Here is a 15140-nt window from a genome sequence, read left to right on the forward strand (position 1 = left end):
ATACGCAAAAAGTCAAGCCTCGTCACGGTTTTTTCTAGCTGATTTTATGAAGTCATGATAGTATAACGGCAAAAATACCGATGTAAAAATTTTTACACTACAAACAGGGTCGTTATCGTCTTTCTCAAAGGTCGTTGTTTATGTCTATCACTCAGCTTATTCTTATCATTCTTGCGGTTGTTGCTATCGTTTGGGGTATTTACACGCTACTAAAATCCATTCGTCAAAAAAACCAAGATGTATTAGCGACTGACGCGATTGAACATGATAAAGATGGTCTACCTATTATTCCACGCCATCAGCGCCCTGAGCCCGAAGAAAGCCAGTTATTTAAAGCAGAAATTACATCCAACAATCCTAAAGGCGAAGTAAAGCTAAGCGCTGACGATACCGAGTTGCACCTAGACAACTATCCAGCCAGTGGCGGTTTTGCCAATGCTAATGTCACTAAATCTGCCAATGACAAATTATTGGCAGAAACCAATACATTTGTGGAAAACGAAAACGACGCTTTTAGCATGCTTGCCAATGCCACAGAGACTATCAGCCCTGTTGTGCATACTTTCGATGAAAATCAGCTAAAAAATGACAGCTTTACCGATAACAGCCCAATTTTGGACACCCATATCCAAGCGCAAATTGACGAAGAACAAAACAGCCCACTCAACAACGCGATTCAAAATATCAACATCAGTATTTTTCCTAATCAGCAGTTTGTCGACATTAAAGGCGATTATCTGTTAGAGCTGATTGACAAGTATGGCTTGAAGTTTGGTGCGATGAACATGTTCCATCGCTACGAAAACAAAGACGGGACAGGCTTATTGTGGTTTAGTCTGATGATGATTGATAATGAAGGTATTTCACCTTTCGATCTCAATCGACTACCGACGCAAACCATGAAAGGCTTGGTATTATTTTTATCATTACCACACCCACGCCCTGTTCAAGGCTTTGATAGCATGATGAGTATTGCAGGATTGCTTGCCAATGACCTAAATGCCACGGTATATGACGATACAGGCGAGCCAATTAACAAAGAAAACACCCAAGCCATGCGCGAGCTTGCCATTAATTTTGGTCGATAGATTTTATTAAAATGAAACAAGGTACTCCTCGTGAGTACCTTTTTTTATGGTTAAAAGTTTAATTGTTTTGACTGACTTGATGACTGAAAAAATTGACCAAGTAAACCATCACTTTGTTGTAAAATATCCGTTATCTTTTTTAAATCATAATCATTATGAATACAGCCGCTATTACTGCGCAAATGCGCAAACTCATTACACAGCTAAAACAACATAACCACGCTTATTATGTTCTAGATAATCCGCTGTTGGAAGATAGCGAATACGACCAACTTCGCCAAGAACTGGTGGCACTAGAAACCGCCCATCCTGAATTGGTACAAAGCGATAGCCCTACCAACCAAGTAGGTGACAAGCCGTTGCCGTTTTTTACCCAAGTCACCCACCAAATACCCATGCTGTCACTGGGTAATTTATTTACTTTTGATGATTTACAGAACTTTATGCGACGGGTCAATGATCGTTTGGCAGACAATCAGCAAAACCCCGAATATGAAGTCGAGCTCAAACTTGACGGGCTTGCGGTTTCACTGTTGTACCAAAACGGGCAATTTATCCAAGCGGTCACGCGCGGCGATGGTCAAACGGGCGAAGATATTACCCAAAATGTGCGTACTATTCGAAATCTACCGCTGCAGTTGCCGATTGATATACCGCGCTTAGAAGTGCGCGGCGAAGTACTCATGCCCAAAGCAGGGTTTGCAAGGCTCAACCGTGATGCCCAAGCAAAAGGGGAGAAAACCTTTGCCAATCCGCGTAACGCTGCCGCAGGAAGTTTGCGCCAGCTTGATCCCAATATCGCCAAAAGTCGTCCGCTGGCGTTTTATGCCTATTCCGTCAATCAAGGCTTGCCCGCTGAGATTACCACCCAATCCGATGCGCTTTTTTGGCTAAAAGCGTTGGGCTTTAGCATTAGCGATATCAAAATCGTGCAAACAGCCGCGCAACTACAAGCGTATTATCTATCGGTGATTGAAAAACGCAGTCGCTTACCCTTTGAAATTGATGGCACGGTGATTAAGGTCAATAGTTTAGCCTTGCAAGAGCAATTAGGCTTTTTAAGCCGTGAGCCACGTTGGGCAACTGCGTATAAATTCCCTGCCGAAACTGTCATGACCCGCTTAAATGCGATTGAATGGCAAGTAGGGCGCACAGGTCAGTTGACGCCCGTGGGCAAGCTTGAACCTGTCAATGTCGGTGGCGTCACGGTGAGCAATGTGACCCTGCATAATATCGGTGAAATTCAGCGTTTAGATATCCGAGCAGGGGACATGGTCAGCGTACACCGTGCCGGTGATGTCATTCCCAAAGTTACGCGCGTTTGGACGGACGAGCGCCCTGCCAATGCCCAAGTGGTGAGCCTGCCGACGCATTGCCCGGTGTGTGATTCACCCGTTATCATGCCAGAAGGTGAAGCGCTGGCACGATGCACCGGCGGGCTATTTTGCCCAGCCCAGCAACAAGAAGCACTGATTCATTTTGTCAGTCGTAAAGCGATGGATATCGATGGGCTCGGTGAACGCTGGTTGATTAACTTTTTTGAGCAAGGTATTGTTAAAAATGTCGCAGATATTTATGCGCTTAACAATCACCGCGATGCGCTCATCAACCTTGAAAAATTGGGGGAAAAATCTGTCGAAAATATGCTGGCTGCCATTGAAAAAAGTAAAGATACGACCTTACCGCGGTTTATCTTTGCCTTGGGTATTGGTGGCGTGGGTGAGAGCACAGCGATGAATTTAGCCATGCAATTTGGCGACTTGCAGCCGCTCATGGCAGCGAGTATCGAAGCCTTACAAAAAACCCCCGATGTCGGTGAAAAAACCGCAGACTCGATTTTTGAGTTTTTTCGTGCCGAGCACAATATCGAAGTCATCAATCGATTATTACAAGCCGGTATTCATTGGCAGCCTGTCAGCCCAGTGCCTGAAGGCAATCAGCCGCTTAAAGGTCAAAGTTGGGTCATTACAGGCACGCTTGAAGGCATGGGACGTGATGAAGCCAAGGCCAAACTGCAATCATTAGGGGCAAAAGTCTCAGGCAGTGTTTCTGCCAAGACCACCGCACTGCTCGCAGGCGAAAAAGCGGGCAGTAAACTTGCCAATGCCGAAAAACTGGGGGTAAAAGTGGTCACTGAAGCGCAATTCACCGATTTATTAAACAGTTATCATGCTTAATATATGCTCGGTATTGTGGAAAAAGTTAACGCAACCTTGAGTAAGCTATTTGTTGTCCAAACTATAGTAAGGTTACTTACAAAATACATATAAATCAGTCTTTATTCATAACAATAGGGTAAAAAATTTACGCTAATATAACTTCCGTAAGTTGCTAAAAGCACCTGACATTTTTGCAAATGGAAACCCTACTGGAGAAAAGTATGAAATCACTTAAAACACTTGCGGTACTTGCGACACTTGTTGGTTCAACAGCATTGACAGCGTGTGCAACCACTGATGCCTATGGCAACCGCGTCACTACCCAAGGCTCTTCTCGCGCGGCGACGCAAGGCGCGGTAGCGGGTGCAGCATTAGGTGCACTGGCAAAATCAGATGGCAACCGTAACGACATCGGTAAAGCTGCGGCAATCGGTGCAGCAGCGGGCGGGGCAACAGGCTATGTATTAAGTACATCACCTAACTACCCATACCAAAAATAAGCTATACTAAAAGTCATAGCCTATCTCGACAGCATCCGACAGCGATGCTGTCAAAAGCCAACCCTTTAATGGTTTGGCTTTTTTCTTTGCTAAACGTTAGGTAAGCTATTTGATACAATCAAAGATAAGTTCAACTAGGTGATTTTTATTTTTCTAACCTAAACTGCTAGCCTAAATCATAGCGTTACAAAATCAAGGGTATAAAAAAGCCCTTATCAATTCGATAAGGGCTTTGGATATGGTGGATCGTCCGCGACTCGAACGCGGGACCAATGGATTAAAAGTCCACTGCTCTACCAACTGAGCTAACGATCCTGAGAAGCGTTAAGAAAACGTCTGGGAGACGTTTTTAGCTTCGCAAGAGCAAATCTATGATTTGCTAAAGCATTAAAAAATTGCAAAGCAATTTTGATTTCACAAGTCAAATTCATAAAATGACATTGTGAAACTTTCAAAATATGGTGGATCGTCCGCGACTCGAACGCGGGACCAATGGATTAAAAGTCCACTGCTCTACCAACTGAGCTAACGATCCAAAACTTTTAAGGCAATACAAAACGATTTTCACGTTTTTATTTTGGCTATTGCCGTTAAGTGAGTGCATATTATACGCATTAAATCTTAGTTTGCAAGCCTTTTTGCACAAATTTTTTAACTAAGGATGTGCATCAAAATACAGGCGTAAATTCATCGATTTATCATACCTTTAACTTATCTAGTCTTGATTAGATAAGTCTAATTAGATAGGTATTGACGAGCTAGATGATGACTAAATAGGTGATAAAAATTTTATTCACCACCTGATTATTCACCACCTGATAAGGCATCAACAGGATTGAGTCTGGCGGCATTGCGCGCCGGAATAAACCCAAAAACCACACCAATGAGAGTGGAACACACCACCGCCGCTACAATAGAGGTGGTTGAATACACCACTTGGAAATTACCCCCAGCAAATTTGTTAATTAAAGCGCCGATGGCAAACGCTAGGCTAATGCCTAGAATCCCGCCTAGAATACACACCAAAATCGCTTCTATCAAAAACTGCTGCATGATATCAGATTGCCTTGCACCCACTGCCATACGCACACCAATTTCACTGGTGCGCTCGGTGACTGAGACGAGCATGATATTCATGACGCCAATCCCCCCCACAATCAAAGAAATAATAGCTATCGACGAAACCAGTAATGTCATCGTGCCTGTGGTGGATTCAATCGTCTGACGGATTGAATCAGAGTTTTGAATACGAAAGTCATCGGTGCCGTGTCGCTGCTCTATCAAATCAGAAACAGCTTGCTCAGCGGCACTCGACGAGATAGTATTTTTTAATAGCACAATAAAACTATCTACATGACTGGTGCCAACCATTCTACGCATCACAGTGGTATAAGGCATATACAGGGTAGGGGTGTCTGAACTTGGACCAAAAGCTTGTTCAGATGGCTGCAATACACCGATGACGCGAGCGGGCACACTACCCACCAACATCACTTCACCAATGGGGTCGCTGACATTGCCAAAAAAGGCGGTTTTTGCATTATTATCAATAATTACATCTTGGGTCATCGAGGTGATACTATTGTCATTAAAGGTTTGCCCAAGCGCCAGTTTTTCGCCTTTCACCGTTAGATAATCTTTGCCCACGCCACTGACATTCACAGAAGCTTCTGTTTCACGGTAACGGGCGGTGGCGGTATTGCTGCTGACTTGTGGACTGACGCTTTGCACATAAGGCTGTTCTGCGACAGCATTGGCATCGGCATCTGTTAAATTATTATCATGGTATTTACGGCGAGGGTCACCAAATTTATAGCCATCTCGTACGGTTAAAGTATTGGTGCCTAAGGAGCTGATATCATTGAGAATTTTTTGTTGAGAGCCTTGCCCTAGACCCACTACCGATACCACAGAGGCAATACCGATAATAATACCTAACATGGTTAACAATGTCCGCATTTTATGCGCTTTCATTGCCAAAACAGACATCTTAAAGGCTTCAGATAAGCGGTCTAAAAACGCGGTCACACCAGATTTTTTGGCAAAATTTAGGTGTTGAACCTCCGTGGTTTTATCAAATCTATTGTCGGTATAATAATCTTTGAGAATCTGTCCGTCTTTGATTTCGATCACGCGTTCGGCTTGGGCAGCGATAGAAGGATCGTGGGTCACCATAATGATGGTATGACCTTGGCTATTTAGATTTCTCAAAATTGCCATCACATCTTTACCCGATTGGCTATCTAATGCCCCAGTCGGTTCATCAGCCAGGATAATGTCGCCACCATTCATTAACGCACGAGCAATAGACACACGCTGTTGCTGACCACCGGAGAGTTGGCTAGGGCGATTTTGGGTTTTTGTCCCAAGCCCTAAGTCGTCTAACAATTGGGTGGCGCGCGCTTCACGTTGCCGCACCGGCATCCCTGCATATACGGCAGGGACGGCGACATTGTCTCGGGCATTGAGGTCACCGAGTAAATGATAGCGCTGAAAAATAAACCCAAAATGTTCACGGCGAAGCTCGGCAAGTTCGTCTGCGCTGAGTTTGTCCACCGCTTTGCCATAGATGTGGTAACTACCTGCGGTCGCCTGATCTAAGCAGCCTAAGATGTTCATTAAGGTGGATTTACCAGAGCCTGATTGACCGATAATTGCGACCATTTCGCCTTCATAAATGGTCAAGTCAATCCCATGTAAAACCCGAATTTTTTCATCACCTGCAGGGAATTCGCGGATTAAATCCTTCACTTCCATAATAGGTTGTTTGGTGTCTTGCGTTATCATCAGCCGTGTATCTCACAGTTAGCATGCGTCATAGGTTACAATCAACGTTTACAATCTAGGGTTCTCATCTACCGATGACTAAATCATCGGTGGACGACCGTTATTTTTAGATGATGAACTTGATTTACTCACCGCTGCTTGACCCACAACCACCTTATCCCCTTGGTTGACGCCGCTAAGAATTTGGGTGGTAATACGATTGGTGACACCTGTTTTGACCGCTTGTTTTTTGGTACTACCATCGGCTTGTACGACTTCAACATAACTGCCTATTCTTGGGTCATTTTTGATTGCTGCAGCCGGTAAGCTAAGCACATTATTGACTTTGTTTTCAACAATATAGACTTGCGCTGTCATATTGATGCGTAGCGCGCCATCGGGATTGGGGACAGTAAAATAACCAATGTAATAAATTGCTGAATCCGTTGACGTCGATGAATCACTGGCGGTAGTGCCATCGGGCGCAGGTCCAATGGTCGACAGTGTGGCTTGGTATTTCTTATCTGGGCGTCCAATGATATTGAAATAAACAGGCAACCCTACTTTAAGGTTGACGACATCGGCTTCTGATATTTTGGCTTTCACGCGCACACTGCTCAAATCTGCCAATGTCACAATGGTGGGGGCTGATTGATTGGCATTTACTGTTTGCCCTTCTTTGGTGGTGATAGAAATCACCGTGCCTGACATCGGGGCAACAATTCGGCTATATCCAAGATTTTTTTCAGCCGTATTGACGTCCGTTTGCGATTTTTTTATGGTTTGTTGTGCACTAACAATATCGGCTTGCGATGAGGCAATATTTGCTTGGGCAGTCGCAATCGCTTCTTTGGCACTGTCTACATTGGCTTGCGCTGTTTTGACAGCGGTACCCGCTTGCTCCAGCTCTTGTTTGGAGATGGCATTCATGGCAAGCAAGGATTTTAGGCGATTGTATTCTGTTTGCGATTGTTGCAAGGTTGCTATTTTACCTTTCAAGTCGGCTCGCGCTGTGGCAAGCGCGGCTTGTTTGGTCTGATAGGCGGACTTGGTACTTTCCAAATTCGCTTTGCTTTGCTGTAAAGTAGCCTGCTGCGTGGTTAAGGTATTTTGCAGGGTAACTGGGTCAATTTGAGCAATAACATCGCCTTTTTTGACCGTATCACCAACCTCGACATACAATTTTGTTACTTCCCCTGACACCTGAGCCCCCACATCCACTTGTTTAATGCCTTCAATTTTGCCCGTCGACATCACACTGTTTTCAATATCGCTACGTTCGACATTGGCGGTGATGTAATTGGGTTTTTGGGGTTTGGGTTTAAAGTACCAATAAGCTAACGCTGCCAGCGAAATAACGATCAAACTTAAGATTGCCCATTTGAGCCATTTTTTTTGGGTAGCGGTCATCGTGCCAAGCCTTATCAAGGGATAAACAATTGAAAAAAATTAAATAAATACAGCTTTTTAACAGGGAGCATTAAAAGCTAAATGAGAATAAATTGCAATAAAAATAGGTAAGTCGCAAGGATTTTTAATTATAACGACATAATCTTACTGGATTATAAAATAAATGTTATGAGTAAGAAAAATGCATTAAAAATTTGGGGATAGTGGATTGTACGGTGACTTGATGGGCGTGCTGTTCGAAAATCTGCAAAGGTTGCGAAGCATTTTTAAAAGCAACTTTAAAAGTAACTTTTAAAGCAACTAATGAAATAATGGTTGACCCGCTAGGCGAAAAGCGAGTTGGTAGAGCAGCTCCCAAGCAGGTTGTTGCACCAGACCTTTGATGGCTTGGTCGGCTTTGTACAGTGCATCCGACCAGTTTCGGGTGGCGTCATGGGAATGACGATGCAGGGCTTTACTATACAGCTGTTGCTTACTTTGCCAAATGCCGAGGCTTTGATAGCTTGCCCCTGATTGCAAGCTTAAAATATTGCGCATGTCTTTGGCTATCATCCATAACACCAAACTCTCTGGTTCTTCACTGGCTTTGAGTTGCTGTAAGATTTTTGCAACCTGCGCGATATCACCTGCCAACATGGCATCCGATAAATCAAAGGTGGTAAACATAGATTGACTCACCAACCCATCAAACAGCTGAGACTCATCGATGGTCACGAAATGGGTAGGAGGATTCGCATCTGTTGTAGCATAAAGATAGGAGAGTCGCCACAGACTTTGGTAAGCTGCCAGCAAATTATGCTGAGTTTGTGCCATCAGCATTTGCCAAGCGGGTTTGGTGAGTTCGAGCCCAAAGTCTTGCGCGTGTTGCTGTAGCAGTTGTTCGCGTTGCTGTTCTTGATAAAGATGACATTCGATGACGTGACCAAATTTATCGCAAAGCGAAAAAAACGCACTGCTTTGGCTTTTCTTATCGTATTTATCACTGATAATGACTAAGCAATTGCTCTGATTACTCGTCGCAAATTGCGCTAATTCTGCTAACGCCTCTTTATCAGGTTTATGATTACTATGAACGACAATGGCTTTGTTGTCGTCAAACAGTGACAGACTGTTCAGCTCTGCCAAAACCGCTTGCCATGATTTGGCGCTGGTAATATCCATGCGCGAAATTGCCATATTATGTTGCCGCCAATTTGGCGACATTTTTTCTATCAGCCACTGTGACAACAACTCTTCATCGCCATGCATTAGCCACACCCCAGTGGCGGGGTCTTGCCTATTTTTGAGATGTTGAAAGGCATTTAAAAAATTGTACTGCATCAGCGTGTTATCAATTAAGTATCAATTAGGTTAGGGGGTGGTGGCGGTCGGCACTTTGGTGATTTTTGGAAGGCTCAGTGCGACATATTGGTCAGCAATACGCTGCGCCAGGTTGTCATACAACCATACTTTAATTTGCTCAGCTTGGGGATTGTCGGTCGCTACCACGCCTTGGTCATACTGATAACTGCGCTGTACTTGAATCGTATTGGTCAGCGTGCGGGGTTGACCATTTTCAATGGCGCGATAGCTCACCTCTGCGCTTAGCACCATGCGAATTTCGGTCAAAATACCGCGTAGCTGGTAGTTTTGCAGGCGAATGTTTTTGACTTCAATACTGGCAGGCAAGGCGTCATTTGATTGGGTGGTTGCATTTTTATCAATCACCCTATCTTGAGTGTTAATGCTTAGTTGGTCGAGTTGTTTTTTTAACGCATTTTTAACCGCATAGGCTTCAGGCGTGTTGTTAAAAATCAGCTCAGTGGTTGGGATATTCTGTGACATAGGCGCATCATACCCGCGTAGATGAAAACCACAGGCAGGTAGCTGCGTCAGTAACACACTGCTTAGGAAGATACGAAGAAATGGCTGATTCATATAGTTACCTGTCTGTTAGTTACCCATCTATGATTGTCGGTATTGCTTGTGATAACACTTTATTATGAAGCTTCAAGTTATTATAAAGCTTCAGGGTAAAAAAGGGCTTAGGTTGCCAATAAGCCCTTATAATCAATTAGGCTTTTACCACAATATTGACCAATTTATTGGGCACCACGATTTCTTTGACGATATCGCCGGTGATAAATTTAGCGACGCTGTCGAGTTGTTTGGCTTCGGCTTTTAACCAATCGCTGTCACTGTTTGGCGCCACCTCCATTTGACCACGGATTTTGCCGTTGACTTGCACCACCATGGTGATAGTGTCTTGTACCAAGGCTGAAGTATCAACGGTTGGATAGGTTAGTGTCATCACATCAATCCCTAAATCCTCAAGTAGGACTTCTGCCATGTGCGGCGCGTACATGGTGAGCAAGGTCAATAATGTTATAAGTGCTTCATTGGCTACCGCCAAATCGCTGTCTGAACGAATGTCAAACGCGGTGAGTTCGTTAGACAGCTCCATTAAAAATGACACAGGCGTATTGAGCGCCAAGTTTTTACCAAAGGCGTCATCTAATTTGCCGATCGTATCATGTGTTTTACGGCGTAGATTTTTAGCGGCTTTACTAAGCGACTGGGCGTCACTCACCGATAGCGTTGCTGCGGTTAAAGATTGTTGTGCCAGTGTGTCACCATGCTCGATGGTATAACGCCATACTTTTTTCAAAAAGTTATACGGACCCTTTAGACCGTCGTCAATCCATTCAAGCGTCTGGTCGACAGGCGCGGTAAACATGGTGTAAAGTCGAACCGTATCTGCGCCATATTGATCAATGGTCGCTTGTGGGTCGACACCATTGTTTTTTGACTTCGACATTTTCTCGATTTTGCCAATTTTGACAGGCTGACCATCGGCTTTTAAGGTCGCTTCGATGGGCTGACCTTTATCGTTGTAGCGGATATCAACTTCTTCTGGAAAGTAATAGGATTTGCTACCATCGGCATTTTCGCGAAGATAAGTACCCGCCAAGACCATGCCTTGGGTGAGTAAATTGGCAAAAGGTTCATCACCTTGCACCAAGCCTTCATCACGCATGAGCTTGTGGAAAAAACGCGCATACAGTAAGTGTAACACGGCGTGCTCAACACCACCTACATATTGATCTACAGGTAGCCATTTATCGGCCGCGACTTTATTAATCATCCCATCGGTATAATTGGGTGATGCAAAACGCGCGTAATACCAGCTTGATTCTACAAAAGTATCAAAGGTATCGGTTTCGCGTTTGGCAGGCTTGCCGCAACATGGGCAGTTGACATCGGTAAATGAAGCAAGATTGTTGAGGGGATTGCCACGCCCATCGGGTACCACATCTAAAGGTAATACCACAGGCAGCTGACTTTCAGGAACAGGTACTGTACCGCAGTCGGCACAGTTGATAACCGGAATTGGGCAACCCCAATAACGCTGACGAGATACTCCCCAATCGCGTAGCCGATAATTGATGGTTTTTTTACCCAAGCCTTTTGGCTCAAGTTGGGTTAAGATTTTGTCAAAGGCTTGTTTAAAATTTAAACCGTCTAACTCACCCGAGTTAATAGCCACGCCATTTTGCTTATCGCCATACCAGTCTTGCCAAGTCGTCGCATCAAACTGTTGACCTTGCTTATGATGTTCGTCTAGGTCAATCACTTGTTTGATAGGTAACTGGTATTTATTGGCAAATTCAAAGTCGCGTTCATCATGCGCAGGGACTGCCATGACAGCGCCAGAACCGTAGCTCATTAATACGTAGTTAGCGACCCAAACAGGCACTTGCTCACCTGTCAACGGATGGGTGACAGTCAGACCCGTATCCATACCCATTTTTTCAGCTTTGGCTAAGTCTGCTTCGGCAACTGAGCCTTTTTTGCAGGCTTCAATAAAGCTTTGTAGGGCAGGATTTGTCGCAGCAGCGTGTTTTGCTAGTGGATGCTCAGCTGCCACCGATACATAAGTCACGCCCATTAAGGTATCTGGGCGGGTAGTAAATACATCTAAGGTTTTTTCTTCACCATTTAAGATATAGGGAAAATGAATTTCCATGCCTTCAGAGCGACCAATCCAGTTGCGCTGCATGGTAATTACTTGCTGCGGCCAATGACCTTCTAGCTTATCCAAATCATTTAACAGCTCGTCTGCATAGGCGGTGATATTAAAGTAGTACATGGGGATTTCGCGTTTTTCAATTAGCGCACCTGAGCGCCAACCGCGACCATCCACCACTTGCTCATTGGCAAGGACGGTATTATCAACAGGGTCCCAATTCACCGTTGAGAGTTTTTTGTAGACCAAGCCTTTTTTGAACAGTTGTACAAATAGCCATTGTTCCCACTTATAGTATTCTGGCGTACAAGTGGCAAATTCACGTGACCAGTCAATCGATAGTCCTAATGATTTAAGCTGCGCGCGCATGTTATCAATGTTTGAAAACGTCCACGCAGCAGGGGCGACAGCGTTGGCAATCGCTGCATTTTCTGCAGGCATACCAAACGCATCCCAGCCCATTGGCTGCAATACTTCATAACCCTTTAACCGATAGTAACGGCTCAACACATCACTAATCGTGTAGTTGCGCACGTGCCCCATATGCAGCTTGCCACTGGGGTAGGGAAACATAGACAGCAAATAACGTGACGGCTTATCAGATGCCGCATTATTTACTTGATAGCGATTTTGCTGTTCCCATTTTTGTTGTTGGGCGGGCTCAATCTCTTGGGGTTGGTATTGACTGGTTAAAGCTGAATTACTCATAATGGTCTGAATTTGCAGTATTTGAATGGGAAGGTATTTTAAGCCCCATAGCATAGCGTAAAACCGTAAAAATTGCGATAAAAAAAGGAGCCAATATGAGCATCACCATCTACGGTATCAAAAATTGTAGCACCATGAAAAAGGCGTTTGATAAATTAACTGCACTGGGTTTGGAGTATGAATTTTTTGACTATAAAAAACAGGCGATAAATAAACCGACATTAGCACATTGGGTCGAAACAGTTGGTATCGACAAAATCATGAATAGCAAAGGCACAACCTACCGCAAACTTAGCGATGCGCAAAAAGCCCAAATAAAGCAAGATGTGGATGCTGCGTTAGATATGATGGTGGCTAAGCCAAGTATGATTAAGCGCCCGATTGTCGTCTCAAACAATGAGTTAATCATTGGTTTTGATGAAACTGCCTTTGAAAAACTAGGCATGTAAAACTAGGCAAGTAAAGAGGGACAAGTCAATCGCCAATAAAAAAGCGAGTAACTAAAACTCGCTTTTTTAAGTGGCGGGTAAAAATTACTTTACCACACTAGCAACCGCAGATTTTACCGCATTTGCAGTTTCAACTGGGGTAGAGGCTGCACCACGTTCCTTATTGACGATAGTTTGTGGCGTCATCACAGAAGCGTCTTGTTTGTGATCGCTTAATGAATAAACATACGCCGCCAATAACATAATACGCTCGTTACCCAATTTGGTATCCCAATGTGGCATCACACCGGCACGGCCGTTACGTAACGTAGTACGAACCGTTTCACGGTCGCCACCATATAACCAAATGTCATCCGTAAGATTCACCGCACCGATATCATGGTTACCTTTACCATCTTTACCGTGACATACCGCACAGTTGGTATCAAAAATAGCCTTACCTTGATTAACCAAAGTTTGGTTCAACTGACCATTTTCTTTTGAACCATGACCGGGTGATAGTGACAAAACGTATTCAGCTGCGGCGCGAACACCATCTTCGCCAATCTGCGCTTTCCAAGCTGGCATACCACCGACGCGACCATGATTAAGGGTTAACAAGATTTTATCGGGTGTACCGCCATAAATCCAGTCATTGTCCGTCAAGTTTGGATAACCGGGTGCACCATGCGCTTGTGAGCCATGACACACTGAACAGTTTTGTAAGAACAAACGCTGACCAATTTTAATCGCTTGAGGATCTTGAGAGAGTTTTAGAACGGCAGGTGCCAGTCCTACAATACCTTTATCAATTTGCGATTTTAATTCGGCATTCGGTTCTGCATTTTTAGCTTGCTGCGCTTGTAATTTAGCAAGGCTGTCAATTTGCGCCGTTACTGCTTTGTCTTTTAAGATTTTATCATTGAACGTGCCAGTAAATACAGCATTATTGCGCTCAAGATCGGATGCTAATTCATTAGCACTGGTCCAAGGAACATCTTGACCATCTACTTTTACCGTAGTAATACCTTTCCATGAGCCTGGCATTACTGATGGGAACAATAGCATGTATAGTAGTGCCCAAGCTAATGAACCCCAAAAGATTACTAACCACCATTTTGGTAATGGACGGTCAAACTCTTGGATACCATCGTATTCATGGCCTGTGGTACCGTCATCCGACATTTTTGGGCGATAACCCAATACACCGACTAACCAGAACAAAATCCAAGCCCAACAAGCGATGGAAAATAGGGTTATCCAAAAACTCCAAAATCCACTCATTTTTTATCCTTATTGCGTTGTGATGCACCTGTTAGGTCTTCGTCATCTAACGCAAGTTTTGCATCTTCTTCAAATCGTTTGCGATTCTTTGGCGAGTAAGCCCACCAAACAATCGCAATAAAAGCGATAAACGCTGCGACCGTTGCGATACTGTGTAATGTGCCCAACATTAACGTTGACCTTTCATTGCAGTGCCCAGTTGTTGTAAATATGCAACAACAGCATCGAGCTCAGTTTTACCTTGTACCGCATCAGGTGCACCTGCAATATCAGCATCGCTATAAGGCACACCAAAATGGTCACGGAATAGACGCATTTTTGCTTGTACTTCTTTAGGGTTAACGTCATTTTTTGCTAACCAAGCAAATGATGGCATCACAGACTCAGGTACCAATGATTGTGGGTTAATCAAGTGTTCACGTTGCCAGTCATCAGAATAGCGTCCGCCCACACGCGCAAGATCAGGTCCAGTACGTTTAGAACCCCATAAGAAGGGATGATCCCAAGCGGATTCAGCTGCGCGCGAGTAAGGTCCATAGCGTTCCACTTCAGCCCGAAGAGGACGAACCATTTGGGTATGACAGACGTGACAGCCTTCACGAATATAAATATCACGACCTTCCATCTCAAGGGCAGTCCATGGCTTCATATTGGGCAAAGGTTGGTTAACTTCTTTGGTATAAATCAATGGCACGATTTCTACCAAAGTCGCAAAACTAATAGCTACAACGATTAGGATAACTAAAAGACCCGTGTTTTTTTCAATAATTTCATGATTGAGTTGCATGAGT

At 44.2% G+C, this 15140-nt stretch carries 12 protein-coding genes and 2 tRNA genes; 4 read left to right on the top strand and 10 right to left on the bottom strand.

What is annotated here, in order from left to right; translation table 11 throughout:
* Window positions 1-140 precede the first annotated feature (140 nt).
* From RNZ41_RS03415 to RNZ41_RS03425, 3 genes are all read left to right on the top strand, one after another.
* Entirely contained in the window at window positions 141-1088 is a 948-nt protein-coding gene (locus tag RNZ41_RS03415; RefSeq protein WP_065253000.1) for a cell division protein ZipA C-terminal FtsZ-binding domain-containing protein, read from the top strand.
* A 155-nt stretch (window positions 1089-1243) separates the two neighbouring features.
* The gene (ligA, locus tag RNZ41_RS03420) at window positions 1244-3265 is read left to right on the top strand and encodes an NAD-dependent DNA ligase LigA (protein WP_314027586.1); all 2022 of its coding nucleotides are present in this window, start codon (window positions 1244-1246) and stop codon (window positions 3263-3265) included.
* A 203-nt stretch (window positions 3266-3468) separates the two neighbouring features.
* Window positions 3469-3747, top strand: a complete 279-nt coding sequence (locus RNZ41_RS03425) for a lipoprotein (protein WP_007115896.1) — start codon at window positions 3469-3471, stop codon at window positions 3745-3747.
* 239 nt (window positions 3748-3986) lie between these two features.
* Here the strand turns inward: RNZ41_RS03425 and RNZ41_RS03430 are convergent.
* The 7 genes from RNZ41_RS03430 to leuS form a co-directional block, all read right to left on the bottom strand.
* A tRNA-Lys gene (locus RNZ41_RS03430) sits at window positions 3987-4062 on the bottom strand.
* 144 nt (window positions 4063-4206) lie between these two features.
* Window positions 4207-4282: transfer RNA gene (locus RNZ41_RS03435), tRNA-Lys, on the bottom strand.
* A 269-nt stretch (window positions 4283-4551) separates the two neighbouring features.
* Window positions 4552-6534, bottom strand: coding sequence for a MacB family efflux pump subunit (locus RNZ41_RS03440; protein ID WP_065252998.1), 1983 nt, complete (start codon window positions 6532-6534; stop codon window positions 4552-4554).
* Window positions 6535-6612: 78 nt separating this feature from the next.
* Window positions 6613-7923 carry an efflux RND transporter periplasmic adaptor subunit gene (locus RNZ41_RS03445; protein WP_314027587.1) on the bottom strand — a complete coding sequence of 437 codons (1311 nt, stop codon included), beginning with the start codon at window positions 7921-7923 and terminating at the stop codon, window positions 6613-6615.
* Window positions 7924-8223: 300 nt separating this feature from the next.
* Complete coding sequence (gene holA, locus RNZ41_RS03450) at window positions 8224-9243, bottom strand: DNA polymerase III subunit delta (protein ID WP_314027588.1); 1020 nt, start codon at window positions 9241-9243, stop codon at window positions 8224-8226.
* Between the two features lie 30 nt (window positions 9244-9273).
* The gene (locus RNZ41_RS03455) at window positions 9274-9840 is read right to left on the bottom strand and encodes an LPS-assembly lipoprotein LptE (RefSeq protein ID WP_312116410.1); all 567 of its coding nucleotides are present in this window, start codon (window positions 9838-9840) and stop codon (window positions 9274-9276) included.
* Between the two features lie 136 nt (window positions 9841-9976).
* Entirely contained in the window at window positions 9977-12637 is a 2661-nt protein-coding gene (leuS, locus tag RNZ41_RS03460; RefSeq protein ID WP_314027589.1) for a leucine--tRNA ligase, read from the bottom strand.
* 95 nt (window positions 12638-12732) lie between these two features.
* Here leuS and RNZ41_RS03465 point away from each other — a divergent pair, with 95 nt between their 5' ends.
* Complete coding sequence (locus RNZ41_RS03465) at window positions 12733-13086, top strand: Spx/MgsR family RNA polymerase-binding regulatory protein (protein ID WP_201666031.1); 354 nt, start codon at window positions 12733-12735, stop codon at window positions 13084-13086.
* Between the two features lie 84 nt (window positions 13087-13170).
* Here RNZ41_RS03465 and ccoP read toward each other — a convergent pair whose 3' ends face one another.
* Genes ccoP through ccoO form a run of 3 tightly spaced genes read right to left on the bottom strand, consistent with a single transcriptional unit; the run spans window position 13171 to window position 15136 of the window.
* A complete protein-coding gene (ccoP, locus tag RNZ41_RS03470) occupies window positions 13171-14349 on the bottom strand; it encodes a cytochrome-c oxidase, cbb3-type subunit III (protein ID WP_312384236.1) in 1179 nt (392 codons plus the stop codon).
* Window positions 14346-14519, bottom strand: a complete 174-nt coding sequence (locus RNZ41_RS03475) for a cbb3-type cytochrome oxidase subunit 3 (protein ID WP_050325699.1) — start codon at window positions 14517-14519, stop codon at window positions 14346-14348. The genes ccoP and RNZ41_RS03475 overlap by 4 nt, the downstream gene beginning before the upstream one ends.
* On the bottom strand, window positions 14519-15136 hold the full coding sequence (ccoO, locus tag RNZ41_RS03480; protein ID WP_060994339.1) for a cytochrome-c oxidase, cbb3-type subunit II: 618 nt from the start codon (window positions 15134-15136) through the stop codon (window positions 14519-14521). Before ccoO ends, RNZ41_RS03475 begins: the two co-directional genes overlap by 1 nt.
* Window positions 15137-15140 lie beyond the last annotated feature (4 nt).

The organism is Moraxella sp. DOX410 (assembly GCF_032248735.1).
GTDB lineage: Bacteria > Pseudomonadota > Gammaproteobacteria > Pseudomonadales > Moraxellaceae > Faucicola > Faucicola tetraodonis.

Excerpts from the sequence above, each read along its gene's own strand:
- RNZ41_RS03415 (WP_065253000.1), top strand. The coding sequence starts at position 141 with ATGTCTATCACTCAGCTTATTCTTATCATTCTTGCGGTTGTTGCTATC.
- ligA (WP_314027586.1), top strand. The coding sequence starts at position 1,244 with ATGAATACAGCCGCTATTACTGCGCAAATGCGCAAACTCATTACACAG.
- RNZ41_RS03425 (WP_007115896.1), top strand. The coding sequence starts at position 3,469 with ATGAAATCACTTAAAACACTTGCGGTACTTGCGACACTTGTTGGTTCA.
- RNZ41_RS03440 (WP_065252998.1), bottom strand. The coding sequence starts at position 6,534 with ATGATAACGCAAGACACCAAACAACCTATTATGGAAGTGAAGGATTTA.
- RNZ41_RS03445 (WP_314027587.1), bottom strand. The coding sequence starts at position 7,923 with ATGACCGCTACCCAAAAAAAATGGCTCAAATGGGCAATCTTAAGTTTG.
- holA (WP_314027588.1), bottom strand. The coding sequence starts at position 9,243 with ATGCAGTACAATTTTTTAAATGCCTTTCAACATCTCAAAAATAGGCAA.
- RNZ41_RS03455 (WP_312116410.1), bottom strand. The coding sequence starts at position 9,840 with ATGAATCAGCCATTTCTTCGTATCTTCCTAAGCAGTGTGTTACTGACG.
- leuS (WP_314027589.1), bottom strand. The coding sequence starts at position 12,637 with ATGAGTAATTCAGCTTTAACCAGTCAATACCAACCCCAAGAGATTGAG.
- RNZ41_RS03465 (WP_201666031.1), top strand. The coding sequence starts at position 12,733 with ATGAGCATCACCATCTACGGTATCAAAAATTGTAGCACCATGAAAAAG.
- ccoP (WP_312384236.1), bottom strand. The coding sequence starts at position 14,349 with ATGAGTGGATTTTGGAGTTTTTGGATAACCCTATTTTCCATCGCTTGT.
- RNZ41_RS03475 (WP_050325699.1), bottom strand. The coding sequence starts at position 14,519 with ATGTTGGGCACATTACACAGTATCGCAACGGTCGCAGCGTTTATCGCT.
- ccoO (WP_060994339.1), bottom strand. The coding sequence starts at position 15,136 with ATGCAACTCAATCATGAAATTATTGAAAAAAACACGGGTCTTTTAGTT.